Here is a 24,249-nt window from a genome sequence, read left to right as displayed (position 1 = left end):
ACGGGACGGGTCTTAAAAGGGTGTTGGTCGGGACACACAGTACCAGGGGCTACCAGCTACAACGCGAGTGCCCTCCCGTGGCGCGCCTACGCTCGGCGATCAAGCCGTCGCACCTCCTGGATCAGGTAATTTCCGGCGCCGCGCGGTGTCGGCGGGGCGCGCGCGGGGCAGATTCGGGGCGCGCGGGGGCGGCGGTGGCGGGTGATTTCCGCCGCCTTGAGGGGGATACAGCAAAGATGGCATTTCATGTCGATTCCGAGGTCGGTCACCTGCGTCAGGTCCTGGTGCACAAGCCCGATCTGGCGCTGAAACGGCTGACCCCGACGAGCAAGGACTCCTTCCTGTTCGACGACGTGCTGTGGGTGCAGCGCGCGATCGAGGAGCACGAGGAGTTCCAGCGGGTGCTGACCGCCCGCGGCATCCGGGTCCACCTGCTGGCGGACCTGCTCAGGGAGACGGTCGACATCCCCGAGGCCCGCAAGCACATCCTGGACGCGGTGATCGACGAGCGCTGGCTCGGCCCGGTCGCCATAGACGACGTACGCAACACCCTCGACGGGCTGGACGCGGCCACCCTGCAGGTCTACCTGACCGGCGGCATCACCAAGCGCGAGCTGGTCGAAATGGGCTGCGACCCCAAGTCGGTGACCTTCCACGCCACGGCGGACGACGACTTCATCCTGCCGCCGCTGCCCAACCACCTGTTCACCCGGGACACCTCGTGCTGGATCTACGACGGCGTGTCGATCAACGCGATGAAGAAGAAGGCCCGCATGCGGGAGACGGTCAACATGGAGGCCGTCTACATGTACCACCCGACGTTCGCCGGCGGCTTCGGCAGGCCCGAGCAGGGCGGATACCACTGCTGGATGCCCGGCCAGTCGGTCGCCCCCGCGACCATGGAGGGCGGCGACGTGCTGGTGCTGGGCCGGGGCGCGGTGCTGATCGGGATGAGCGAGCGCACCCAGCCGCAGGCGGTCGAGATGCTGGCGCAGCGGCTGTTCGCCGCCGGGTCCGCGCGGCGGATCGTGGCGCTGGACATGCCGAAGGCGCGGGCGTTCATGCATCTGGACACGGTGATGACGATGCTGGACGTGGGCGTGTTCACCGAGTACGCGGGGCTGGGCATGCTGCCGGCGTACACGATCGAGCCCGGGGAGACCTCCAAGGAGCTCAAGGTCACCGACCACCCGCCGCAGGACATGCACAAGGCCATCGCGCACGCCCTCGACCTGCCGGACATCACGGTGCTGACGCCCACCCAGGACGTCTACGCCGCCGAGCGCGAGCAGTGGGACGACGGCTGCAACGGGCTGGCGCTGGAGCCCGGCGTGGTCGTGGCCTACGAGCGCAACGCGACCACCAACAACTACCTGCGCGACAACGGCATCGAGGTGATCACGATCAGGGGCAGCGAGCTGGGCAGGGGGCGTGGCGGGCCGCGCTGCATGAGCTGCCCGCTCGAGCGCGACGCCGTCTAGGGGGACACGTGGACCTGCGCCAGCGCAGCTTCCTCAAGGAGCTGGACTTCACGCCGGAGGAGTTCGGCTTCCTGCTGCGGCTGTCGGCCGAGCTGAAGGCGGCCAGGCACGCCGGTACCGAGCGGCCGCGGCTGCGCGGCAGGAACATCGCGCTGATCTTCGACAAGCCGTCCACGCGCACCCGCTGCGCCTTCGAGGTGGCCGCACACGACCAGGGCGCGCACGTCACCTACCTCGACCCGGCCGGCTCGCAGCTCGGGCACAAGGAGTCCGTCAGGGACACCGCGCGGGTGCTGGGGCGGATGTTCGACGGCATCGAGTACCGGGGTTCGGCGCAGGCGCACGTGGAGGAGCTGGCGGCCTTCTCGGGGGTGCCGGTGTGGAACGGGCTGACCGACGAGTGGCATCCCACGCAGTCGCTGGCCGACCTGCTGACCATGCGCGAGCACGGCGACCGGCCGCTGCGCGAGCTGTCCCTGGCCTACCTGGGCGACGCGCGCAACAACGTGGGGCACTCGCTGCTGGTCGCGGGGGCGATGTTCGGGCTGGACGTACGGATCGTCGCCCCCAGGGCGCTGTGGCCCGACCCCGGAACGGTGCTCGGGCCCGCCGAGGCGCTGGCTGCGGAGACCGGGGCCGTGATCACCGTCACCGACGACCTGAACAAGGGCGTCAGAGGCGCCGACTTCCTCTACACCGACGTGTGGCTGTCGATGGGCGAGCCGCCGGAGGCGTGGGACGAGCGGATCAAGCTGCTGCTGCCGTACCAGGTCAACGACGCCGTGGTGAAGGCCACCGGCAACCCGTCGGTGAAGTTCATGCACTGCCTGCCCGCCTTCCACGACACCCGTACGGAAGTCGGGCGCGAGCTGTTCGACAAGACCGGGCTCGACGCGCTGGAGGTGACCGGGAGCGTCTTCGAGTCGCCGCGCTCGATCGTCTTCGACCAGGCCGAGAACCGGCTGCACACCATCAAGGCCGTCATGGTCGCGACTTTGGGAGGCTGACATGCGGGTCATCGTGGCGCTGGGCGGCAACGCGGTGCTGCGGCGCGGCCAGCGGCCGGACGCCGACGTCCAGCTCGCCAACGTGCGCACGGCCGCCAGGACGCTCGCCAGGCTGGCCGCCGAGCACGAGCTGGTCATCACCCACGGGAACGGCCCGCAGGTCGGCATGCTGGCCATGGAGAGCGCCGCCGACCCGGAACTGACCAGGCCCTACCCGTTCGACGCGCTCGGCGCGCAGACGCAGGGCCTGATCGGCTACTGGATGCAGCAGGCCCTGCAGAACGCGCTGCCGGGCAGGCAGGTCCTGGCCATGGTCACGCAGACGCTGGTGACGGCGGTCGATCCGGCCTTCGAGCGGCCGAGCAAGTTCGTCGGCCAGGTCTACGAGCGGGAGGAGGCCGAGAAGCTGGCCGCCGAGCGCGGCTGGACCGTCCGGCCCGACGGGCGGCACTGGCGGCGCGTGGTCCCCTCCCCCGCCCCGCAGCGCGTCGTGGAGACCCGGCTGATCCGCCGGATGATCGGCGAGGGCGTGATCGTGGTGTGCGCGGGCGGCGGTGGCGTCCCCGTCGTACGCGACGAGCAGGGCCGGCTCAGCGGCGTCGAGGCCGTGATCGACAAGGACCACACCACCGCGATGCTCGCCGAGTCGCTGGAGTGCGACGCGTTCCTGAGCCTGACCGACGTGCCGCGTGTCATGCGCGACTTCGGCACGCCGCAGCAGAGCGGGATCGCGCACACCACGCCGCACGAACTGCGCGCCCTGGACTTCCCCGCCGGGTCGATGGGCCCGAAGGTGGAGGCGGTCTGCCGCTTCGTCGAGACGACCGGCGACATGGCGGCCATCGGGAAGCTGGACGAGGCCGAGCGCATACTCGGCGGCGACGCGGGAACCATCGTCACACCCAACGGCCGATGGCCGCTCACGAGCACGTTGTAGGGGGCCCGCCATGACACTGGCCCGGCGTCTGCTGCGTACCAAGCCGACCGAGCGCATCGTGGCCGAGGGCGGTCGGGGCGAGGGCGGTGAACTGCGGCGCACGATGTCGTTGTGGCAGCTCACGCTGTTCAGCGTGGGCGCCACGCTGGGCACCGGCATCTTCGTCATCCTCGGGCAGGCGGTGCCCAAGGCGGGGCCGGCGGTGGTGCTGGCGTTCGTGCTGGCGGCGTTCACGGCGCTGCTCTCGGCGCTGTCGTACGCCGAGCTGGCCGGGACGATCCCGGTGTCCGGCTCGTCCTACTCCTACGCGTACGCGACGCTGGGCGAGCTGGTGGCCTGGATCTGCGGCTGGTGCCTGATGCTGGAGTACGCCGTCTCCGTGGCGGCCGTGTCCGTGGGCTGGGGCGAGTACCTCAACTCGTTCCTGCGCGCCCTGTTCGGCGTCACGCTGCCCGAGGCGATCACCCGCTCCCCCGGCCAGGACGGCGGCGTGATCAACGTCACGGCGATCCTCATCGTGCTGCTGGCCACCTGGCTGCTGCTGTACGGCGCCTCCGAGAGCGCCACCGCCAACGCCGTCTTCGTGCTGATCAAGATCGCGGTGCTGCTGTTCTTCTGCGTGGTCGCGTTCACCGCCTTCCGTGCGGGGAACCTGTCGCCGCTGGCCCCCATGGGCGTGGCCGGCATCACGGCCGCCGCCTCACAGGTGTTCTTCTCCTACATCGGCTTCGACGCCGCCTCCACGGCCGGCGAGGAGGCCAAGAACCCCAAGCGCGACCTGCCCCTGGCCATCATCCTGTCCCTGGCCCTGGTGACGGCCGTCTACGTGCTGGTGGCGATCGCGGCGGTCGGGGCGATGCCGTGGCAGGACTTCGACCCGGAGAGCTCGGAGGCGAGCCTGTCGCACATCGCCGACCTGGCCGCCGGCGCGACCTGGCCCGGCCTGATCGTCTCCTTCGGCGCGGTCATCGCCATCGCCAGCGTCGTGCTGACCGTCATCTACGGCCAGACCCGCATCCTGTTCGCGATGTCGCGCGACGGGCTCATCCCGCGCGTCTTCCAGAAGGTCAACCCGCGCCGCCAGGTGCCCATCGCCAACACCCTCATCGTGGCCCTGTTCATCTCGCTGCTGGCCGGGCTGGTGCCGCTCGGGCAACTCGCCGAGGCGACCAGCATCGGCACGTTGTTCGCCTTCGCCATCGTCAACGTCGGCGTGCTCGTCCTGCGTTACCGCAGCCCCGAGCTGCCGCGCGGCTTCCGCACGCCGCTGTTCCCCGTCACGCCGGTGCTCGGCGCGATCATGTGCGTCGTGGTCATGGCGGGGCTGGCCGGGGTCACCTGGCTGGCGTTCGGGTTGTGGATGCTGGCCGGGCTGATCTGCTACTTCCTGTACGGCTTCCGCCATTCGCGGCTGAATTCCGAGGTGCGCTGAATGAGGCTCGACGACGTGCTGGCCGGATATGTGCCGGGGGCCGGTGGCAGGGACGGGCTGCGGCTGGCCGTACTGCTGCGGGACCAGGCGCACGCGCGCCTGACAGTGGCGGCCGTGCAGCCGCCCGCCCGCTCCACGCCGGGGCCCGCCAGGGCCGAGGAGAGCGCCTGGCGCGCCTACCTCGCCGAGCAGGCCGCCGCGACCCTCGAACAGGCCCGCGAGCTGGCCGGGCACGAGGCCGAGTACGTCACGCACACCAACAGGGGCAGCGGGCGCGGGCTGGTGGAGCTGGCGCGCAGGCGCGGCGCCGACGTCGTGGTGATCGGCCCGGCGCCGGGCGGCGGCAGGGGCCGCATCACCGTGGGCAGCACCGCCGACCAGCTCCTGCACTCCTCCTCCGTTCCCGTCCTGCTCGCGCCGCGCGGCTTCGGCGAGGAGCCGCCGGCCGCCTTCGACCGCCTCACCGTCGCCTACCGGCGCGGACGCGGCTGCGACACGGCGGTCACGGACGCGGCCAGGGTGGCGGCGGCCCTGGACGTGCCGCTGCGGCTGGTCACGCTGGTCGTCAGCAGCGGCAGGCGGGCGAGCATCGAGGAAGAGATGCTCGTACGCCTGCGCGACCAGGCCGCGGCCGACCTGCGCGCGGCGGCGCGGGGACGGCGCCGGCCCGTGGAGGTCGAAGTGCTGGAGGGCCGCAACGTGGCCCAGGCGCTCGGCGCGACCTCGTGGTTGCCCGGCGAGATGATCATATGCGCTTCCAGCGACACCGGACCACTGCGGCGGGTCTTCCTCGGGGACACCTCGATCAAGATCGTCAAGGCTGCGACCTGCCCCGTCATGATTCTCACGCGCCAGCCGTGAACGTTTCGGAATACGTCGTCAAACACTGACGAAGTACTGTTACCAGCGGGACATGAGGGGCGTTTGCGGCGTTCCCTACCGGACCGGATTCGGCATCTTTTTTCCAATCAGCTTGACCTTAGGCGTCCACCCCTTTACCGTCACTGTGCGTAACCACACCTCGCGGCGTTCTGGGGTAAACCCAGGGCCATGGCTACCGATGGTGCCGAGCCTGGCATCAGACCCCCCGGTGGCCGGGGCATACGCCGCAAGGGAGCACAATCTACTGAGAGCGATACATACAAGAGCCGGGGGGCCACACGATGCCGTCTGAGTACGCAAAGTCGCTGGGTGCACGACTCCGCGCCATCCGCACCCAGCAGGGCCTGTCCCTGCATGGAGTCGAAGAAAAGTCGCGCGGCAGGTGGAAAGCCGTAGTCGTTGGCTCTTATGAGCGTGGCGACAGAGCGGTGACCGTACAGAAACTTGCCGAGCTTGCCGACTTCTACGGGGTGCCCGTATCCGAGCTGCTGCCGGGCGGAGCCGCCCCCAGCCCGCTCGGGCCGACACCCAAGCTTGTGATCGACCTCGAGCGCCTCGCGACGCTGCCGAAGGAGAAGGCCGGCGCCCTCGCCAGGTACGCCGCCACCATCCAGAGCCAGCGTGGCGACTACAACGGCAAGGTGCTGTCGATCCGCCAGGAGGACCTGCGCTCCCTGGCCGTGATCTACGACAAGTCGCCCAGCGAGCTGACTGAGGAGCTCATCAGCTGGGGCGTCCTCGACGCCGAGGCCCGCAGGGCCGTGGAGTCGTTCTGAGGCCGGTTCTCCGGCCTTCCTGCCGGTGTTTGCGGCTGTCTTGAGCTCCGCCTGGCTTGAGATCGGTTTCCGGGCCGTCCCCACGGTCCTGAGCCCGTAGGGCCCGCGGTTCCCGGGCGATCGGACCCGCGGGTCTGAGGGCTGCGGGAACCTGAGGCCGTCAGTTTGAAGTCGCCCGCCCGACCCTTGGGCTCGCCGCATTCCGGCGAGCCCAAAGGCATATTCAGGCCCGCCCTCCCTCAGGAACCGGTCACCGCCCTCCCTCAGGGACGGGTCACCGCTCTCCCTCGGTCTCCGTCTCCCTCGGGGCCGGTCACCGCTCTCCCTCGGGGATGGGGATCGCCACCACGTCGTACGGGGTCGTGGGAGTCGGGCTGGTGTCGAAGCGGGCGTTGGGAAGGTACAGCCGCGATCCTGAGACGGCCACCGTCGCCGGCACGTCGAACCGGGGATCGCCCACCCGCCGCACGACGCGGCCTTCGGTGCCCGCCGCGTTCAGCCGTACCACGGCCACGGCGTTGAGCCTGTTCTGCACCGCGTACAGCGTCCGGCCGCGCAGCAGCAGGCCGTCGCCTTCGCGCAGGGACTCGCCGTGCAGATCGACCCGGCGGGTCGCGCCGGACCAGGTGACGCGGAACAGGTCGCCGGTGTTCGACTGCACGGCGAGCAGGCCCTTGCCGTCCGGCGTCGGGGTGATGCCGTTGGCGTTGAAGCCCTCGCCGTACACCAGGTCCCCGGTCAGCGGGACGCGTACCGCGGCGGCGGGCAGCCGTCCGCCACCGCTCAGCGGCAGCTTGTAGAGCACCGGGTTGGTGGAGTCGGTGAACCAGGCGGCGTCCCGGGTGAGGATGACGTCGTTGACGAACGCCGGTCCCGTGGCCAGCCGGTAGGAGGCCAGCACCCGGCCCGTGCCCGAGTCGAGGACGCGCGCGTCGCCGCCCGTGCCGCCCGCCACGAACAGCCGTCCGCGTGCGTCGAGCTTCATCCCGAGCGACGGCGTGCCGGGCCCGCGACTGAAGATCGCACCACGTCCGGTACGCAGATCGGCGCGGTAGATGGACCCGTCGGCCATGGAGCCGACAAAGGCGAACGGCCCCGCGCCGATGGCGATGCCCTCAGGCTGAAAGCCGTCAGGCAACGAGATCAACGCCGGAAACGCCCCAGTCCCGCGATCCGACACCGGAGACATCCCAGCCAGCCGATCCGGCACCGAAGACGCCCCGGCCAGCCGATCCGGCACCGGAGACATCCCGGCCCGCCCATCCGACACCGAAAACGTCCCGGCCCGCCCATCCAACGCCGGAGACATCCCGGCCCGCCAATCCGACGCCGCCTCTGCGGGGCCGCTCATCGTTATGGCCAGTGCGAGAGCCGCGAAAGCAGCGCCCAGCCCTCTGATCGATCGCATGTCGAAATCCCTCTTTCCAGCCCTGGGGTGTGTGCTTGTGCCGTGCACCAGAGTGGACGAGCGGCGATCAATGAGTCCAACGCATAGTTTTCATCGTCATCGATCGTGATACACGATGGTCGAATGGAACTGCAGCAGCTGAGATACGTGGTCGCGGTCGCGGAGACCAGCAACTTCACCCGGGCGGCCGAACGCTGCCACGTGGTGCAGTCGGCGCTCAGCCATCAGATCGCCGCCCTGGAACGGGAACTGGGCACCCGGCTGTTCGAACGGACCAGCCGCCGCGTACGGCTGACCCCGGCTGGCGAGGCGTTCCTGCCCGCCGCACGGGAGTGCCTGGAGGCCGCGGACCGCGCTCGGGCCGAGGTCGCGGCCGCGAGCGGGGAGATCCGCGGTGGGCTCGCCATCGGCGCCATCCCCACGGTCGCCGCCGTCAACTTGCCGGTCGCCCTGAAGACCTACCGCCGCCACCATCCTCGGGTACGCGTCACGCTCCTCTCGGCGGGCAGCGAAGAACTGATCGAACGGGTCCGGCGGGGCGTCGTGGACATCGCCTTCCTCGGCCTGCCACCGCACGCGGAACCGAAGGGCGTGCAGAGCCACCGGCTCGGCGCGGGCGAACTGGTCGCCGTGGTCGCGCCGGATCACCACCTGAGAGAGCACGAAACAGACCTGCGAGGTCTGGCGGACGAACCGTTCATCGACTTCCGCACCGGCCATGCCGGACGAGCCCAGTCGGACGAGGCCTTCACGGCCGCAGGGGTACGACGCGAGGTCCCCTTCGAGGTCTCCTCCGCCGAATTCATGGTCGACCTGGTACGCCAGGGCCTCGGCGTAGGCATGCTCCCGGCCGCGTACGCACCCCGCTTCCCCGACCTACGCATCATCCGCCTTCGCGATGCCCCCACGCGAGCCGAACACCTCATCTGGACCAACCGCCCATCCCCGGCAACCACAGCCTTCCTCAACCTGATCCGCCCCACCCCCGCGACCACCTCACCCACCTAAGCCACACCCAACGAGCACCCCTGTACGCGACCACCCCCACCTGGGGCGGCCACGCAGCCGCACCCAGATGCACAGACGAGAATGCACACCCTCCCCACCGGCTCACCGGCAGCCGTGCCACCCCGCTCGCCCCATACCGTCCGAGCGACGGCGCTCCCCAGCCCGCAAGCGAGGGGTGCTCCCCGATTCACGAGCCCGTGCTGCCCGGTCCGCAAGCCACGGCGCTCCCCAGCCCGCAAGCCTCGGCGCTGCCTGGTTCGCGAGCCACAATGCCGCCCGGTCCGCAAGCGGGTCGCACCGCAGGCCCAGGGGCACACCGCGGGATCACCGCTCGGTCCGGCTCGCGGAGACGGCGACGCACCGCCTGCCAGCCGGGGGTTGCGCCACAGACAGGTCACACCGGGGCACGCTGCGGGCGGGTCGCACGAGGAGCACGCCGCAAGCGGGTCGCGCCAGTGCACACCGCAGGCCGGGGCACGCCGCGAGCGGGTCGCGCCAGGGCACACCGCGGGCCGGGGGCATGGCGCAGGCCCGGGGGCATGTCGCGAGGTGGTCGCGCCGGGTTAGCCTGCCAGGGGCACGTTTACCGGGAGTTGGGGCTGGGTGGGGACTCCCAGGAGGTCTTCGATCGCGGAGACGAAGGTCTCCGCCTCGGCCAGGATCTCGTCCGCGTCGGCCGCGCTGATCCGGCGTACCACGCCCGCCTCCGCGGCCTTGCGCTTGGCGGCGGTCGTGGCGAAGTAGGCGGCCCATTCCGCCAGGTGGGGCTCTGCCTCGGGCAGGAGCTCCCAGGCGCTGCGCAGGCGGCGTCGCCGCCCCTCCATGGGGCGGGGGCGGGCGGCCAGGATCGCCGCCGCCGCTCGCAGTGCCGCCAGGTGAGCGGCCACATATCGGGATGCCGGGGTGCGAGCGCCGGTCGCTTCCGCCAGGCAGGAACGTGAGTCGGTCAGGTGTGCCCGAACCGCAGGCGACAGCCGGGGCCCGGGCGTGTCTCTAGGCCGTGGTGCCATCTTGCGCGCCTCCTTTGGAGTCGTGGGCGGCGGCCGGCGTTCCCGCCGGTGGAGCCAACAATCGCAGACGCCACCGACATTTCCGCCGGGCAGGCCGGACGAGGAGCTTCCCCTCTCCCCGTCCGGCCAGAGCGCGCCCACTCGTCTCCGCCGACGACGAGGACGCACCCTTCGCCCGAGAGCCTGGCCGCGAGCGTCACTTGGGGAAGCGACGGCCCGCGACCAGGTCCTGGTGACGTTGAGCCGCGAGCCTCACCGTCACTAGGTCGAACATAATTTCGATCACGGCCCGTTGTCAACCGATCCACGAACACAGGTTCGATGACCATGAAGAGAAAGGACCGTGAAGCGGAGGAGACCAGGTGGTTGACGGCGGCGCGGACGAAAAAGCCGCCGCCGCGGGACTGGCATGCGGCGACGGCGGAACAGCGTGTCAGGGGGGTGTCAAGGCGCGTGGCGCACCCAGCGCTGGCGCACCCGGCCGTGGCGCACCCATCCTGGCGCACCCAGCCGTGGCGCACCCGGCGTGGCGCACCCGGCGTGGCGCACCGGGCTCCGTGAGCTCCGGGACCTCCATGGAGCCAGGAAGTTAGGGAGTCAAGGAGTCAGGAAGCCTGGGCCCACGTGTCCTGAGGCCAGGCAGGAGTGACAAGTTCCTGCGACAGGAGGCCGGAGCCACGACCCGGCCCGGTTCTCAGGTGGCCGAGATGGCTCCGGACGGGCACAAGGTCACCGCGCGGCGTACGGCGTCCTCCAGCTCCTGAGGCGGCTTCTCCTCCAGGAGCACCACCGTGCCCTCGTCCTCACTCTGGTCGAACACCTTCGGCACCGTCAGCACGCACATGCCCGCCCCGATGCACACCGATGTATCCGCCTTGATTTCCATCGTGACCTACCAAGTGACAGGGAGGCGGTGCACCCCGTAGATGCTCATGTCCGAACGCATCGGCACCTCCTCCGGCGTTACCGCCAAGCGTAGGCCAGGCAGGCGCCGCAGCAGCGCGGGGTAGGCGATCCGCATCTCGGCGCGGGCGAGTTGCTGGCCCAGGCACTGGTGGATGCCGTGGCCGAAGGTCAGGTGCCCGCCGGCCTCCCGGGTGAGGTCGAGCCGCTCGCCGTCGGGGAAACGGGCGGCGTCGCGGTTGACGGCGGGCAGGTGGATGGCGACCGACTCGCCGGCCTTGATCGTGATGCCCTCGATCTCCACGTCCTCCAGCGCGCTGCGGATCGGGCCGAGGTGGATGATCGTGAGGTAGCGCAACAACTCCTCGACGCCGTTGTCCACCGCCGACGGGTCGTCGCGCATGATGGCGAGCTGGTCGGGGTTGGTGAGCAGCGCGTACGTCCCCAGCCCCAGCATGTTGGCGGTCGTCTCGTGCCCGGCGATCAGCAGCAGGACCCCGACCCCCGCGAGATCGTCGTCGTTCAGCTCCCCGCTCTCGATGAGCCCGCTGAGCAGGTCGTCGCCCGGCACCTTGCGCTTGCGCTGGACCAGCTCGTACAGGTACCCCATGATCTGCTTCAGCGCCGCCACCGCGTCGTCGGCCTTGCTGTCCAGGGTGGCCAGGACCTTGGTGTCGGCCTGGAACTGGTCGCGGTCCTCGTACGGCACCCCGAGCAGTTCGCAGATCACCAGCGACGGGATCGGCAGCGCGAACTTCTCCACCAGGTCGGCGGACGGCCCCGCGGCCTCCATCGCGTCCAGGCAGGCGGCGGTGATCTCCTCGATGCGCGGTTCGAGCATCTTCATCCGCCGCACCGTGAACTGCCCGGTCAGCAGCCTGCGGAAGCGCGTGTGCTCGGGCGCGTCCATGCGCAGGAAGAACCCGGGCGGCACCCGGAAGTCCTTGCGCAGGGCCAGCCCGCGCCTGGAGATCGGCGAGTGCTGGGTCTCCGGCCGGTTGCTGAAGTGCGGGCTCGCCAGCACGGCGCGGGCCGCCGCGTAACCGGTGACGAGCCAGCCCAGGTGGCCGTCGGCATAGGTCATGCGGTGGAGCGGCGCCTGTTCGCGCAGCCGCGTGACCTCGTCCGGCGGGTCGAGCGGGCGCTGCCGGGCGGTGGGCAGGGTCAGTTCGGTCATGTTCCGGCTCCTTCCAGTGCCTCCCCTCCAGAAAACATCAGCGAGTGCAAAACTGCAACCAGTGAAAAGAAACAAGGCGTGCAGTATAGTTCCGGCATGGTGGGACGATCGCGGTCGATGGGATCGGAGACGGTGGCAGCGGAGACAGAGGCATCCGGGGCGCCGGGCCTGCGGGAACGCAAGAAGCAGCGCACCCGTCAGGCGCTCATCGAGGGCGCGCTGCGGCTGTTCGACGAGAAGGGCTACGAGGAGACCACGCTCGCGGAGATCGCCGCCGGCGCCGAGGTGTCGACGCGCACGTTCTTCAGCTACTTCGCCAGCAAGGAGGACGTGGTCTTCTTCGACACGAAGGAGCGGCTGCAACTGGCCGTCGCCACCATCGCGGACAGACAGCCGGACGAGACGGTGGTCGGCATGCTGCTGCGGGTCATCAACAAGAGTTTCGAACAGGCGGCCTCCTACCAGGACATCACGTTCGACAACGCGGCGCTGCGCGTGCGGCTCATCCTGACCGAGCCCGCGCTGCAGGCCCGCGCCCTGCACCTGCTGTTCGACAGCCAGCTCCACATGGCCAGGGCGCTGCACGGAGCGTTCCCCGACCGGCTGAGCGACACGGACGCGGCCGCGGCGGTGGGGGCGCTGATCGGGGGGATCAAACTCTCGGTGATGGTCAGCCTTGAGGAGGAGCGCTCCATCGAGGACGTCTGGAGCATCGCCCGCCGCGCGTCCGAGATCGCCATCTCCGGTCTGCACACCCTCGGCTGAGAGTGGCCTTGGCTCGCCCGGATGGGACGCTTTTGAGAGGCTGTCCCCTACGGACGCGGCGATGGGAGAGGCGATGGCGAGGAGCGGGCGCGGATGGCCGGTCGGGCTCATGTTGGTGGCCCTGGGCCCGGTCCTGGTGGCGGCGTACGCGGGCGCCGGCTATCTGGCCATCCGTACGGCGGCGCGGGCACAGGTCGCCGGCCCTCACTGGGAAGGTGGGATGATCGACGCCTCCGGCCTGACCTCGCTGGGCGTGGACACCTGGCGGCTGACCTGGTGGACCGCCCTGTTCACCGGCTTGCTGGCGCTGTCCTACCTAGTCATCGCGGTGCTGCTGCGGCGGCGGAGCCGGGGGCGCACGCCGCTGCTGGTGGTCTCGGGGATCCTCATCCTTCCGTACGCGCTGGGGTTCTTCTTCGCGCTGTTCAACCTCGTCGGGGTATTTGCCAATGTGTACGAATCCCCCGACTTCGTCGGCGGTTTGCCCTGGTGGCAGCCGTACACGGCCTACCTGCTGCTGGCCGCCGGGCTCGTACAGGCCGTCGGGCTGGTGATCGCCGACGCGCAGGGCAGGCGTGCCGCGACGGACGCTAGCAGCGCGACCATGTAGTCCAGCCCTGCCGGGCGCCGCCCTCGCCCGTCATGAGCCAGCCGGGCGGCGGCGTGGCCGTCATGGGCACGACGGCGGTGCAGGCGCCCGCCGGGGGCGTGCCGTGGAAGCGCTCGATCTCGGTCCACCACACCCGGTACGACAGCGGCACCCACAGGTTCCACGGCAACCGCGCGTCCACGGCCACCCGCCCGGGAGGAGGCGCGGGCAGCCAGTCAGGCCCCGCTCTGGGCGGGGTGGCGGGCGCCACGTGCGCGGCGAACGCGAGGTGGATCAGCATCACCACGCCCACGACCAGCGACGTCGCCCACCGCCGGGTGGTGGGCAGGGCCGCGCCCGTCAGGCAGGTCAGCAGGAGCAGGGCGGAGGTGGAGGCGGCGACCAGGTCGAGCCGGTCGCGTACGCCGCTGAGGAACATCACCTCGGGGAAGTCGAACGCGATGAAGGAGTAGCGCCACAGCCGGTCCCCCGCGTACCGGGCGACCACCCCGCCCGTCACGGCCAGCAGCCCGGCGGCGGCCAGCGCGTGCCGCACCACCCGCAGGCGCCCGTCGCGCACCAGCACGAGCATCCCGGCCAGCGTCCAGGCCACCACGACGCAGGCCAGGTAACGGCCGTAGGCGTAGTTGCCGACGCGGTGCTCGTCGGGCAGGGCGGCCGAGGAGGCGTACGCGACGCCCAGCGTGATGAGCAGCAGCGCCCCCGCCAGGACCCGCTGGGGCAGCGGCGCGGTCCGCCGGGCCGGCAGGGCCGCCGCGCCGGCCAGCCCGACGCCCGCGAGCCCCCATGTGGCGGCGATGAGGTACCAGAGCTGCCCCGCCGCGCCCGACAACGCCCACGCCTGCCCCTCAAAGCTCGTGAGCCGGGTCAGCAGCAGCCCGGACAGGTCTCGGTGCCCTCCGGGGTACAGAGCGGCCCGCAGCGCCCCGTTGAGCGCCTCACCCGCGACCATCACCACGACCGCGCCCATCAGCGTGGCGATCACGGCCGCGCGCGGCAGTCTCCGGAACAGCGCCGCCACCACCAGCAGGCAGACCGCGACGATCACCGTCCCGCGCAGGTGCGTGGCCATCGCGTACGCCGCCAGCCCGCCCGCCACCGCCCCGGCCCCGGCCGAGCCCCTGGCGACCAGGTCGTGCACCGCGACCAGCCAGCCCAGCACGAGCACCGGCAGGATGGCGTCGGCCAGCGCGTACCCGGAGAAGACCAGCAGCGAGGGCGCCAGCCCGGCCGCGAACGACATGAGCAGTGCCGTGCGCGTGCCCGTTCGCAGCCGCCGCAGCAGCAGGTACGCCATCGGGAACGCGCCGGCCGAGGCCATCGCCCCGGCCACCAGCACCAGCCGGTAGGCCAACACCGGGTCGGAGGTCAGCCAGAAGATCGGTACGAGCGGCAGCGCGTACCCGGCCTGGTAGAAGGTCGTGCCCGACAGATCGGCCCCGACGCCGCCGGCCAGCCAGCGGGCGGCCAGGAGATAGCCGGTCTCGTCCGGATTCGCGACGGGCCCGGCGTGGTAGCGGTTCAGCCACAGGCGTAGCGCCACCTGCGCCAGCCAGCCGGCGGCCAGCAGCCACCAGAGCCGGTGACGTCCCGCGCCCCGGCGGATCACCGGGGCGGGCGTCCGGTCCGTCAATGCCGTTGTCATGAGCTTCCCCCTCAAGTTCGGAGGAAGCTCACCAAAGCCCCGATAACCCGCCCGTCACCAAATGTGGTTACGCGGACGTCATCCGGCTCCTACAGGCGCTTGAACTTGCCCTTGACGTGCACGGGAACGCCCTTGCCGAGCATCCCCGGCAGGACCTCGGCCACGTTCATCGGCATGCGCACGCACCCGTGCGAGGCCGGCTGGAGCGGCACCGACAGCGCGCCATGGAAGGCGATGCCGCCGTTGAAGAAGATCGGGTTGTACAGCTCGCCCAGGTACGACTTGTGCCACCCGCCGGCCCGCCACGTCGTGCGGTAGTTGCCCGTCGGGGTGCTGGCCGAGCCGCAGAAGCGCTGCTCCTTGCCCTGCCAGTTGGCGGTCTCGCAGTAGGGGATGTTGCTGCCGGAGGAGATGTGGGTGATCAGCTTGGCCTCGCCCTTGACGTACAGGACCATGACCTGCTTGGTCAGGTTGACCTCGGCACGGGTCGGCTTGCCGTTCGGGGCCAGCACCTTGGGCGCGCGGGGCGTCTCCAGGGCCTGCCAGGTGCGCTTGGCGATGGTGCTGGTCGGCCTGATGCCGTTGACCTTCTGGAACGCCCACACCGCGGCGAGCGTCGTGCCGCCGTACTGGCCGTCGGCCTTGCCGGGACGGTAGCCGAGCTCGGTCAGCCGCTTCTGCATCCAGGTGACGTTCTTGCCCTTGGCGCCCAGTTTGAGGGTCTTGCGCGGCGCGGTGACGGTGTCCGAGGGGACGTTCTGTCCCGCGGCGGGTGAGGTGGGCGAAGTGGTGGACGTGATGGCGGAAGAGGCGTCCGTACGTCCCGCGGTCTGCGTGCCGCAACCCGTGAGGACGACCGCGCCGGCCGTCAGAAGAGCAGCCGCCCCGGGCAGCCGTCGAACCCGCACCCGTACCACCTCTCGATGACCTTCAAGAACAGATCAGTGGACCCTACACCACTCACCACGAATGGGTAATGAGGGCGTCATTCTGTTTAGAGTGTCTCCATGTCTGAGAAGTTGCCTGCCAACGCCCTTGTCGTGCAATCCGCGCTGCGCGAACTTGGAGCCACCGGTGAGATCGCGGTGCTGCCGGAGACGGCGCCCACCGCCGCGATCGCCGCGGCGCAGCTCGGTTGCGAGGTCGGCGCGATCGCCAACAGCCTGATCTTCGACGCCGACGGCGCCCCGCTGCTGGTGCTGACCAGCGGCGCGCACCGCGTGGACGTCGAGCTGATCGCCCGCGAGGTGGGCGTCGAGCGGGTACGCCGGGCCACGCCGGAGTTCGTCAGGCAGGCCACCGGCCAGCCGATCGGCGGGGTGGCCCCGGTCGGGCATCCGGCGCCCGTGCGCACCCTGGTGGACAACTGGCTGGGCAAGCACGAGGTGGTGTGGGCCGCGGGCGGGCATCCGCACACCATCTTCCCGACGACCTTCGACGAGCTCGTGCGCATCACCGGGGGCACACCGGTGGACGTCGAGTAGTGTGCGACGGGTGATCGAGTTTCGCGGAGCCGGGCCCGCCGAGTTCACCGAGCGGCTGGACACGGTGATCGACATTTACACGGCGGCCATGAACCCGCCCGAGGACCAGATCACCGGCCGCAAAACCATCATGCGAAATCACGCGACATATCCCCATTTTCAGTGCTATTTCGCGGAATTGCGTGATTCATCCCCAGATCTGCCCGTTCCGGAACCTCAGATCGTCGGCTTCGCGTACGGTTTCCGCGGCGCGCCCGGCCAGTGGTGGCACGACGTCGTCCTGCGCGGCCTGGTGGAGAAGATGGGCCAGGAGGCCGCCCACGCCTGGCTGGGCTACGCCTTCGAACTGGCCGAGATCCACGTCCACCCCGCCTACCAGGACAAGGGCGTCGGCCGCGCCATGATCCAAACGTTGTGCGCGGGCCGCCGCGAGCGTTCGGCCGTGCTGTCCACGCACGACCAACCCACGGCCGCCCGCCACCTCTACGCCAGCATGGGCTTCACGGACCTGCTGGCGAAGTTCGTCTTCCCGGGCGGGCACGAGGAGTACGCGATCGCCGGACGCCCGCTGCCGCTGACGTGAAAAGTCTTTGGCAAAGCCGTGACCTGCGGGTTTGCCGGGCATGACAGAGGGCAGGAAGCATCACAGAAAGTAACTGACCTTTTACTCGGCGGCTACTTGTGTCTCCTGCCCGTCACCCGCCCGGTCCCCCTGCGGACGGGTGGCGGGCCTCCCGGCCCACCGACCCGGCGCTCAAGCTCAGGCCCCTCCCGGCCCGCCGACCCGGGTGCTCAAGCTCAGGCCCCTTCTGGCCCTCCGGCACAGTGCTGCCGATGCCTTCCCAGCCCGCCGGTCCGGTGATCAAGCTCAGGCCGTCGCGGAGATCCGCTCAAGCCGCTGGAACACCTCACGCGACGCGCTCGACCGGTTGAACGTGATGAAGTGGATCCCCGGCGCGCCCTCGTCCAGCAGCCGCTGGCACAACTCCGCGCCGTGCTCGATGCCCAGCCGCCGCACCGCCGCCGGATCGTCCTTGACCGCCTCGAACCTGGCCGCCACGTCCGGCGGGAACGGCGCCCCCGACAGCTGCTCGGACCTGGCGATCGTGCTCATCTGCGTGACCGGCATGATGCACGGGATGATCGGCGTCTCGCACCCCGTGGCCGCCACCCGGTCGCGCAGCCGCAGGTAGTCGTCGGCCTGGAAGAACATCTGCGTGATCGCGTAGTCGGCGCCCGCGCGGCACTTGCGTACGAAGTATTCGGTGTCGGACTCGATGGACGGCGAGCGCGGATGCTTGTAGGGGAAGGCGGCCACGCCGACGCAGAAGTCGCCCGCCTGCCGGATCAGCCGTACCAGCTCCTCGGCGTACAGCACGCCCTCGGCATGTTGCACCCACTCGCCCATCGGGTCGCCGGGAGGGTCGCCGCGCACGGCCAGGATGTTGCGCACGCCCGCGTCGGCGAAGCGCCCCACGAGGTGACGCAGCTCGCGCACCGAGTGGTTGACGGCTGTGAAGTGCGCCACAGGCGTGAGCGTGGTGTCGTGGGCGATCCGCTCGACGATGTCGACCGTGCGGTCGCGGGTCGTGCCGCCCGCGCCGTACGTCACCGAGACGAACGTCGGACGGAGTGACTCCAGCTCCCTGATCGCGCGCCACAACTGCCGCTCGCCCTCGTCGGTCTTCGGGGGGAAGAACTCGAACGAGAACGACCGGTCACCGGAGGCGAGCATCTCGCGGACGGTGGGGACACGATCGGGCCGGATGGAGGATCGACCAAGCGACATGACCACAAGGCTACCGTCACATCACGCAAGCCGTCCGGTCAGAGGAGCCACCTGGAGATCCGATCGCGGTCCCACGGCCATTAGTCTCATGTCATGACCACTCACGCCGCCGCCATGGAATCCCTGCGCGCGCAGGTGGAGCGCGTCCTCGCGGAGTTCGTCGAACGGCGGTTGCCCGACGGCGGCGACCCCGAGTTCGCGCCGTTGCGCACGGCCGCCGACGAACTGCTGTCGGGCGGCAAGCGGCTGCGCCCGGCGTTCTGCTACTGGGGCTGGCGCGGCGCGGGTGGCGCGGACGACGAGCCCGGCATCTTCACCGCTGCCGCCTCGCTGGAGCTGCTGCAGGCCAGCGCGCTGGTGCACGACGACGTGATGGACAAGAGCGACCTGCGCAGGGGCATGCCCGCCGCACACCGCCGCTTCCAGGCGATGCACGAGAAGTCCGGCTGGTACGGCTCGGCCGGGCAGTTCGGCGAGGGCGCGGCGATCCTGCTGGGCAACCTGCTGCTGATCTGGTCGGGCGAGATGTGGCGGGGCAGCGAGCTGGCGCGCGAGTCGATCGAGGCCGCCCAGCCCGTGCACGACCACATGCGCAGCGAGCTGATGTGCGGCCAGTACCTCGACCTGCTGGAGCAGGCCAACGGGGAGAACACCTTCGACTCGGCGCTGCGGGTGGCGCTGTACAAGAGCGGCAAGTACTCCGTCGAGCAGCCGCTCCGGCTCGGCCTGGTGCTCGCCGCCCGCGAGCTGACGCCGTGGATCGACGACCTTTGCACCGGGTACGGGCAGCGCGTCGGCATCGCCTTCCAATTGCGCGACGACATCCTGGGCGTCTTCGGCGACCCGGCGCAGACGGGCAAGCCCGCGGGGGACGACCTGCGGGAGGGCAAGCGCACGATGCTGGTTGCCCGCACACTGGCCTCCGCCTCGCCCCTGGAGGCCGAGACGGTACGCAAGCTGCTGGGCGACCCCCATCTGGACGAGCACGGGGTGTCGACGCTGCGCCAGATCATCGACGACACGGGGGCGCTGCAGGAGTGCGAGGACCTGATCGGCGACTACCTGGGCGAGGCACTGTCGGCCCTCGACCCGGCCCCGATCACGGCGGACGCCCGCACGGCCCTGACCGACCTCGCCATCGCCGCCACCTCACGCAAGACCTGAGGTCAGGCCGCACGCCAGAGTCGGCTCGACTCCCGCAGGACCTGAGGTCAGGCCGCACACGAGGCCCGAAGCGGCGTCACCTGGACCAGGAGCGCCCGCCGGGTTGGGCGGGCGCCTCGGGTCAGGTGGCCGAGAGCCGCTTGGCGAACTCCGCCGCCGCCGCGCCGGGGTCGTCGGCGTCGGTGATCGCGCGTACCACCACCACCCGGCTCACCCCGTGCGACATCACCTCGTCCAGGTTGTCGAGGTCGATGCCGCCGATCCCGAACCAGGGCCGCGTTGCTCCCAGCGACGCCGCGTGCCGCAGCAGCGGCGGGCCGGGGGCGGGGCGGCCCGGCTTGGTGGGCGTGGGCCAGATGGGGCCGCAGCAGAAGTAGTCGACGCCCTCCTCCACGGCCGCGGCGGATGCCTCGGCGGCGGAGTGGGTGGACCGTCCGATGACGATGTCGTCGCCGAGTATCTCTCGCGCGACCGTCACAGGAAGGTCGTCCTGCCCCAGATGGAGCACGTCGGGCCGGGCGGCGTAGGCGAGGTCCGCCCGGTCGTTGACGGCAAGGAGCTTGCCGTGCCGGTCGCAGGCGTCGCGGAAGACCTCGAGGAGCGCGAGTTCTTCGCGCGCCTCCAGGCCCTTCTCCCGCAGCTGGATGATGTCCACGCCGGAGGCCAGCACCGAATCGAGGAACTCTGCCAGGTCACCGCGGTCGCGGCGGCCATCGGTGCAGAGGTAGAGGCGGGCGTCAGAAAGCGAGGGCTTGGGCACGCCGCTTGACCTCGGTGTGACGGCCGGCCCTGATCGCCTCGATGGGCGAGCCGGGCAGGGATTCGTCAGGGGTGAAGAGCCAGCGCAGCGACTCGACGTCGTCGTAGCCGGCGTCCAGCAACACGGTCAGTGTGCCGGGCAGACCCTTCATCACGTCCTTTCCGTCGAGGAACACCGCGGGCACCTGTGGCCCGCCGCTGCCCCGGCGTACGCCGAGGAGCTTGTGATCCCGCAGGAGTTGTTTGGCCCGCCCGACCGGAAGGTCAAGGCGCGAGGCCACTTCAGGGAGTGTCAGCCACTCGTCCACGAGTTGGTCGGTCTCCCGGTCGATCTGTGCAACAGAAAGCGTCACGAAACCACAACTACCACATGCCGTGCTTGCTCAAACAACACAATCCCGTAGGGGTACTTCTGGATCTACCAGGCGTTCCGCGTCCAGACGCCCGCCGGAGGCGATGATCCGGCGTCCCTGCACGTAGTCGCGGGGCCGGTCCACGGCCAGCACCGCGGCCACGACATCGTCGGCGGTGAGCCAGACGGCCGACCATTTTCCCTCCGGGTCGCCCCGGTAGATGAGCCGCTCGCCCGCCGGGTGGTGGCCGGTGTACTGCATCATGTGGCCGAACTGCTCCGACCAGAAGTACGGCACCGGGTCGTACACCGCCTCCTCCCCCAGCAACGACGCGGCTGCGACCTCGGGGGCGTTGAGGGCGGTGTCCCAGTGCTCCACCCTGAGCCTGGTCCCCCAGCGGCGCGACCACCAGGCGGCGCAGTCGCCGACCGCGACGACACCCGGCAGGGAGGTACGCAGGTGCTCGTCGGTGACGACGCCGTTGTGCAGGTCGATGTCGGCGCCGGCCAGCCATTCGACGGCCGGGCGCACGCCGATGCCGGTGACCACCACGTGGGACTCGACGAACTCGCCGCCCACCAGCCGCACGCCGCCCTCGTCCACGGAGTCGACCATGGTGTTCAGCCGCAGGTCGATGCCGTCGTACCAGTGCCGGGTACGGGCTCCGATCTCGGTGCCGACGGCGGTGGCCAGCGGGGTCGGGGCGCTCTCGACGACCGTCACGGCGCAGCCGGCGCGGCGCGCGGCGGTGGCCACCTCCGCGCCGATCCAGCCGGCACCGATGATCGTCACGCGGGCACCGGGAACGAGCACGGCGCGCAGTTCGTGGGCGTCGTCGAGGGTGCGCAGCACGTGCTGGAGGCCGTCGCCCGGCAGCCTGATCGGGTCGGCGCCGGTGGCGATGACCAGGCCGTCGTAGGCGATCTCGCCCTCGGTGGTCTCCACGACGCCGGCCCGCAACGACTTGGCGCCGACGCCCGGCAGGAAGTCGACCCCCAGGGCGTCGAGGTCGGTGTCGACGAAGCTGGTGTCGGCCTCGCCCTTGAGCACGGCCTTGGACAGGGGCGGGCGGTCGTAGGGGCGATGGCGTTCCTGACCGATCAGCGTGATGCGGCCGGTGTGGCCGCGCCCGCGCAGGACCTCGACCGTACGCACCCCGGCCAGGCCCGCTCCCACCACCACGACTTGGTTCACGTTCATGACCATAACGGGGGCGGTGCGTGCGCATCGAACCGAGGCCGTAGGCTGAGGTACGTAAGACGCGCGGGAGTCCGGCCATTACCGGGCTGAGAGGAAGGCTTTACCGGGCCTTCGACCGCAAGACACCTGATCCGGATCATGCCGGCGAAGGGAGCGCATGTGGATGTGATCGTGGGTGGCGGGGTCGTCGGGCTCTCCGTGGCCTGGCGGATGGCCCGCGCGGGGCGGCCGGTCACCGTGGTTGACCCGGCTCCCGGCACCGGGGCCTCGTACGCGGCGGCGGGGATGCTGGCCCCGGTCAGCGAGGTGACCTACACCGAGACGCCGCTGCTGCGGCTGGGGGTGGCCGCGCTGCGCCGCTGGCCCGCCTTCGCCGCCGAACTGACCACCGACGCCGGCCTCGACCCCGGCGGCGAATCCGGCGGCGAATCCGGCGGCGAATCCGGCAGTGGCCCCGACGGCGATCCGGTGCGCGAGCCCGGCGGTGGGATCGGCGGCGTTTCCGGTGACGGCTTCAGCGGTGGCTCCGGTGGCGATCCGGCGCGCGGGCTGGACCTGCGCTCGGACGGGACGCTGGACGTCGCCTTCGGGACCGACGACCTGGCGGCGCTGGATGAGCTGGCGGGCTACATGGACAAGCTCGGCCTGCCGGTCCAGCGGCTGACCGGGCGCGAGTGCCGGCGCCTGGAGCCCATGCTGGCCCCCTCGGTGCGTGGCGGCCTGCTGGCGCCCGGCGACGCGTGGGTGGATCCGCGCCGCGTGACGTCCGCCCTGCTGGCCGCGCTCGAACGCCTCAGCGTCCCCCTGGTGCGGGCCCGCGCGACCGAGCTGCTGCGCGAGGACGGCCGAGTCGTGGGGGTACGCCTGGCCGACGCCGACCAGCGTGAAGTGCAGGGCGAGCGGGTCGTCGTGGCCGCAGGGGCGTGGAGTGCCGGGCTGGCCGAGGTGCCGGTGCGGCCGGTGAAGGGGCAGATCATGCGGTTGCGTTCCCCGCAGCCGCTGCTCAGCCGATGTGTACGCGGCACCGTACACGGCTCGTCCGTCTACCTGGTCCCCCGAGGCGACGGCGAGCTCGTCGTCGGCGCGACCCAGGAGGAGATGGGCTTCGACACCAGGGTCACCGCGGGCGGCCTGTACGAGCTGCTGCGCGACGCCAGGGAGCTGGTGCCGGGCGTCACCGAGCTGGAGGTGGCCGACGTGGTGGCGGGGCTGCGGCCGGGCACGCCCGACAACCTGCCGCTCATCGGGCCATCGGGCACGCCGGGGCTGGCGTACGCGACGGGACACCACCGGGGCGGCGTGCTGCTCGCCCCGCTCACGACGGAGATCCTGCTGGGCGCCCTGACGGGCGAGGAGAGCGAGCTGGCGGCGTGGTGCGCGCCGGCAAGATTTCGGGAAATTTCATGATTATTAGCATCAACGGGGCCGCGCACGAGGTCGCCGACGGCATGACCGTGGCGCAGGCCGTACGCACACTGACCGCGGCGACCACCGGAGTGGCCGTGGCACTGAACGACGAGGTGGTCACACGCGGCGCCTGGGAGACGACGGCGCTGAGCGACCGTGACCGCGTGGAGGTTCTGACGGCGGTGCAAGGTGGATGATCTGATCATCGCCGGGGAGAAGTTCTCCTCCCGGCTCATCATGGGAACCGGCGGCGCGCCCTCGCTGGAGGTGCTCGACCAGGCGCTGGCGGCGTCGGGCACCGAGCTCACGACGGTGGCGATGCGCAGGCTCGACCCCGGCGCCCGCGGCTCGGTGCTGGACGTGCTGCGCGAGCGCGACATCAAGGTGCTGCCGAACACGGCGGGCTGCTTCACCGCGGGCGAGGCCGTGCTGACGGCCCGGCTGGCAAGGGAGGCCCTGGGCACCAACTGGCTCAAGCTGGAGGTCATCGCCGACGAGCGCACGCTGCTGCCCGACCCGATCGAGACGTTCGACGCGGCCGAGCGGCTGGTGGCCGACGGGTTCGTGGTGCTGCCCTACATCGGCGACGACCCGGCGCTGGCGCGGCGGCTGGAACAGGCGGGCTGCGCGGCCGTGATGCCGCTGGGCGCGCCGATCGGCTCCGGTCTTGGCATCCGCAACCCGCACAACATCGAGCTCATCGTGGAGGCCGCCACCGTGCCGGTGATCCTCGACGCGGGCATCGGCACGGCCAGCGACGCGGCCCTGGCGATGGAGCTGGGCTGCGACGCCGTGCTGCTCGCCACGGCCGTCACCCGGGCGCAGCGGCCGGACCTCATGGCGGCGGCCATGAAGGGGGCCGTGGCGGCCGGCCGCCTGGCGCGCCAGGCGGGCCGCATCCCGCGCCGCCGCTACGCCGAGGCATCCTCCCCAATGAGCCCGTGAAAGCCGGGAGCCGATGACGCCACGCCGACGGCGAAGCGGATCCGGCACCCTGTGACGCGAGTGGTCGCTGGTCAGGCTCACCAGGTGCGGGGACGTTCCAACGAGAA

25 protein-coding genes and 1 riboswitch are annotated in these 24,249 nt (G+C 70.8%); of the genes, 15 read left to right on the top strand and 10 right to left on the bottom strand.

Going from position 1 to position 24,249, the window contains the following annotated elements; translation table 11 throughout:
- The first annotated feature begins 236 nt into the window (after window positions 1–236).
- The 6 genes from AB0I81_RS22160 to AB0I81_RS22135 all read left to right on the top strand — a co-directional run bounded on the left by AB0I81_RS22160 (window position 237) and on the right by AB0I81_RS22135 (window position 6,515).
- A complete protein-coding gene (locus tag AB0I81_RS22160; protein ID WP_360659396.1) occupies window positions 237–1,481 on the top strand; it encodes an arginine deiminase in 1,245 nt (414 codons plus the stop codon).
- Window positions 1,482–1,489: 8 nt separating this feature from the next.
- On the top strand, window positions 1,490–2,488 hold the full coding sequence (gene argF, locus AB0I81_RS22155) for an ornithine carbamoyltransferase (protein WP_360659394.1): 999 nt from the start codon (window positions 1,490–1,492) through the stop codon (window positions 2,486–2,488).
- Between the two features lies 1 nt (window position 2,489).
- Complete coding sequence (gene arcC / locus AB0I81_RS22150) at window positions 2,490–3,425, top strand: carbamate kinase (protein WP_360659392.1); 936 nt, start codon at window positions 2,490–2,492, stop codon at window positions 3,423–3,425.
- A 10-nt stretch (window positions 3,426–3,435) separates the two neighbouring features.
- The gene (locus AB0I81_RS22145; RefSeq protein ID WP_360659390.1) at window positions 3,436–4,857 is read left to right on the top strand and encodes an amino acid permease; all 1,422 of its coding nucleotides are present in this window, start codon (window positions 3,436–3,438) and stop codon (window positions 4,855–4,857) included.
- Entirely contained in the window at window positions 4,858–5,718 is an 861-nt protein-coding gene (locus AB0I81_RS22140) for a universal stress protein (protein ID WP_360659388.1), read from the top strand.
- Between the two features lie 302 nt (window positions 5,719–6,020).
- Window positions 6,021–6,515, top strand: a complete 495-nt coding sequence (locus AB0I81_RS22135) for a transcriptional regulator (RefSeq protein WP_026214021.1) — start codon at window positions 6,021–6,023, stop codon at window positions 6,513–6,515.
- A gap of 313 nt (window positions 6,516–6,828) precedes the next feature.
- On the opposite strand, the gene AB0I81_RS22130 is transcribed toward AB0I81_RS22135, so the two are convergent.
- Window positions 6,829–7,653 (bottom strand): superoxide dismutase, encoded by an 825-nt coding sequence (locus AB0I81_RS22130; protein ID WP_360659385.1) that lies wholly within the window; start codon window positions 7,651–7,653, stop codon window positions 6,829–6,831.
- A 393-nt stretch (window positions 7,654–8,046) separates the two neighbouring features.
- On the opposite strand from AB0I81_RS22130, the gene AB0I81_RS22125 reads away from it, so the two are divergent.
- Window positions 8,047–8,931: a LysR family transcriptional regulator gene (locus AB0I81_RS22125; RefSeq protein ID WP_360659384.1), complete on the top strand. Its 885-nt coding sequence runs from the start codon at window positions 8,047–8,049 to the stop codon at window positions 8,929–8,931.
- Between the two features lie 563 nt (window positions 8,932–9,494).
- On the opposite strand, the gene AB0I81_RS22120 is transcribed toward AB0I81_RS22125, so the two are convergent.
- The 3 genes from AB0I81_RS22120 to AB0I81_RS22110 form a co-directional block, all read right to left on the bottom strand.
- Window positions 9,495–9,941: an SAV_6107 family HEPN domain-containing protein gene (locus tag AB0I81_RS22120; protein ID WP_360659382.1), complete on the bottom strand. Its 447-nt coding sequence runs from the start codon at window positions 9,939–9,941 to the stop codon at window positions 9,495–9,497.
- A gap of 694 nt (window positions 9,942–10,635) precedes the next feature.
- Entirely contained in the window at window positions 10,636–10,827 is a 192-nt protein-coding gene (locus tag AB0I81_RS22115) for a ferredoxin (RefSeq protein WP_360659380.1), read from the bottom strand.
- 6 nt (window positions 10,828–10,833) lie between these two features.
- On the bottom strand, window positions 10,834–12,021 hold the full coding sequence (locus AB0I81_RS22110) for a cytochrome P450 (RefSeq protein WP_360659378.1): 1,188 nt from the start codon (window positions 12,019–12,021) through the stop codon (window positions 10,834–10,836).
- Between the two features lie 96 nt (window positions 12,022–12,117).
- On the opposite strand from AB0I81_RS22110, the gene AB0I81_RS22105 reads away from it, so the two are divergent.
- Both AB0I81_RS22105 and AB0I81_RS22100 read left to right on the top strand, forming a co-directional pair.
- Window positions 12,118–12,786 carry a helix-turn-helix domain-containing protein gene (locus AB0I81_RS22105; RefSeq protein WP_360659376.1) on the top strand — a complete coding sequence of 223 codons (669 nt, stop codon included), beginning with the start codon at window positions 12,118–12,120 and terminating at the stop codon, window positions 12,784–12,786.
- Window positions 12,787–12,859: 73 nt separating this feature from the next.
- Window positions 12,860–13,396 (top strand): hypothetical protein, encoded by a 537-nt coding sequence (locus AB0I81_RS22100; protein ID WP_360659374.1) that lies wholly within the window; start codon window positions 12,860–12,862, stop codon window positions 13,394–13,396.
- Here the strand turns inward: AB0I81_RS22100 and AB0I81_RS22095 are convergent.
- On the bottom strand, window positions 13,377–15,041 hold the full coding sequence (locus AB0I81_RS22095; RefSeq protein WP_360659372.1) for a hypothetical protein: 1,665 nt from the start codon (window positions 15,039–15,041) through the stop codon (window positions 13,377–13,379). The genes AB0I81_RS22100 and AB0I81_RS22095 overlap by 20 nt on opposite strands.
- 89 nt (window positions 15,042–15,130) lie before the next feature.
- Entirely contained in the window at window positions 15,131–15,949 is an 819-nt protein-coding gene (locus tag AB0I81_RS22090; protein WP_360659370.1) for a L,D-transpeptidase family protein, read from the bottom strand.
- A gap of 99 nt (window positions 15,950–16,048) precedes the next feature.
- Here AB0I81_RS22090 and AB0I81_RS22085 point away from each other — a divergent pair, with 99 nt between their 5' ends.
- Together AB0I81_RS22085 and AB0I81_RS22080 are read left to right on the top strand one after the other, a co-directional pair.
- Entirely contained in the window at window positions 16,049–16,525 is a 477-nt protein-coding gene (locus AB0I81_RS22085) for a YbaK/EbsC family protein (RefSeq protein WP_360659368.1), read from the top strand.
- A gap of 10 nt (window positions 16,526–16,535) precedes the next feature.
- Window positions 16,536–17,108, top strand: coding sequence for a GNAT family N-acetyltransferase (locus AB0I81_RS22080; RefSeq protein ID WP_360659366.1), 573 nt, complete (start codon window positions 16,536–16,538; stop codon window positions 17,106–17,108).
- 285 nt (window positions 17,109–17,393) lie between these two features.
- Here AB0I81_RS22080 and metF read toward each other — a convergent pair whose 3' ends face one another.
- A complete protein-coding gene (gene metF, locus AB0I81_RS22075) occupies window positions 17,394–18,314 on the bottom strand; it encodes a methylenetetrahydrofolate reductase [NAD(P)H] (protein ID WP_360659364.1) in 921 nt (306 codons plus the stop codon).
- A 93-nt stretch (window positions 18,315–18,407) separates the two neighbouring features.
- Between metF and AB0I81_RS22070 the strand changes: the two genes are divergently transcribed.
- Entirely contained in the window at window positions 18,408–19,478 is a 1,071-nt protein-coding gene (locus AB0I81_RS22070) for a polyprenyl synthetase family protein (RefSeq protein WP_360659362.1), read from the top strand.
- Between the two features lie 121 nt (window positions 19,479–19,599).
- Here the strand turns inward: AB0I81_RS22070 and thiE are convergent, their stop codons facing one another.
- The 3 genes from thiE to AB0I81_RS22055 are packed head-to-tail and all read right to left on the bottom strand — an operon-like array spanning window position 19,600 to window position 21,790.
- Window positions 19,600–20,238, bottom strand: a complete 639-nt coding sequence (gene thiE / locus AB0I81_RS22065) for a thiamine phosphate synthase (RefSeq protein WP_360659360.1) — start codon at window positions 20,236–20,238, stop codon at window positions 19,600–19,602.
- On the bottom strand, window positions 20,216–20,590 hold the full coding sequence (locus tag AB0I81_RS22060) for an Rv2175c family DNA-binding protein (RefSeq protein ID WP_360659359.1): 375 nt from the start codon (window positions 20,588–20,590) through the stop codon (window positions 20,216–20,218). The genes thiE and AB0I81_RS22060 overlap by 23 nt, the downstream gene beginning before the upstream one ends.
- 30 nt (window positions 20,591–20,620) lie before the next feature.
- The gene (locus tag AB0I81_RS22055) at window positions 20,621–21,790 is read right to left on the bottom strand and encodes an FAD-dependent oxidoreductase (protein WP_360659357.1); all 1,170 of its coding nucleotides are present in this window, start codon (window positions 21,788–21,790) and stop codon (window positions 20,621–20,623) included.
- Between the two features lie 53 nt (window positions 21,791–21,843).
- Window positions 21,844–21,960: riboswitch (TPP riboswitch) on the top strand.
- Between AB0I81_RS22055 and AB0I81_RS22050 the strand changes: the two genes are divergently transcribed.
- The 3 genes from AB0I81_RS22050 to AB0I81_RS22040 all read left to right on the top strand — a co-directional run bounded on the left by AB0I81_RS22050 (window position 21,950) and on the right by AB0I81_RS22040 (window position 24,142).
- Entirely contained in the window at window positions 21,950–23,197 is a 1,248-nt protein-coding gene (locus tag AB0I81_RS22050; RefSeq protein ID WP_360659355.1) for an FAD-dependent oxidoreductase, read from the top strand. Its footprint overlaps the riboswitch before it by 11 nt.
- Window positions 23,194–23,394 (top strand): sulfur carrier protein ThiS, encoded by a 201-nt coding sequence (gene thiS / locus AB0I81_RS22045; protein ID WP_360659353.1) that lies wholly within the window; start codon window positions 23,194–23,196, stop codon window positions 23,392–23,394. The genes AB0I81_RS22050 and thiS overlap by 4 nt, the downstream gene beginning before the upstream one ends.
- On the top strand, window positions 23,387–24,142 hold the full coding sequence (locus AB0I81_RS22040) for a thiazole synthase (RefSeq protein WP_360659351.1): 756 nt from the start codon (window positions 23,387–23,389) through the stop codon (window positions 24,140–24,142). Before thiS ends, AB0I81_RS22040 begins: the two co-directional genes overlap by 8 nt.
- Window positions 24,143–24,249 lie beyond the last annotated feature (107 nt).

Origin of the sequence: Nonomuraea sp. NPDC050404, assembly GCF_040655495.1 — a bacterium.
Classification (GTDB): domain Bacteria; phylum Actinomycetota; class Actinomycetes; order Streptosporangiales; family Streptosporangiaceae; genus Nonomuraea.
The sequence above is the reverse complement of the archived record's forward strand: the minus strand, read 5'-3'. Positions and strand labels throughout refer to the sequence as shown.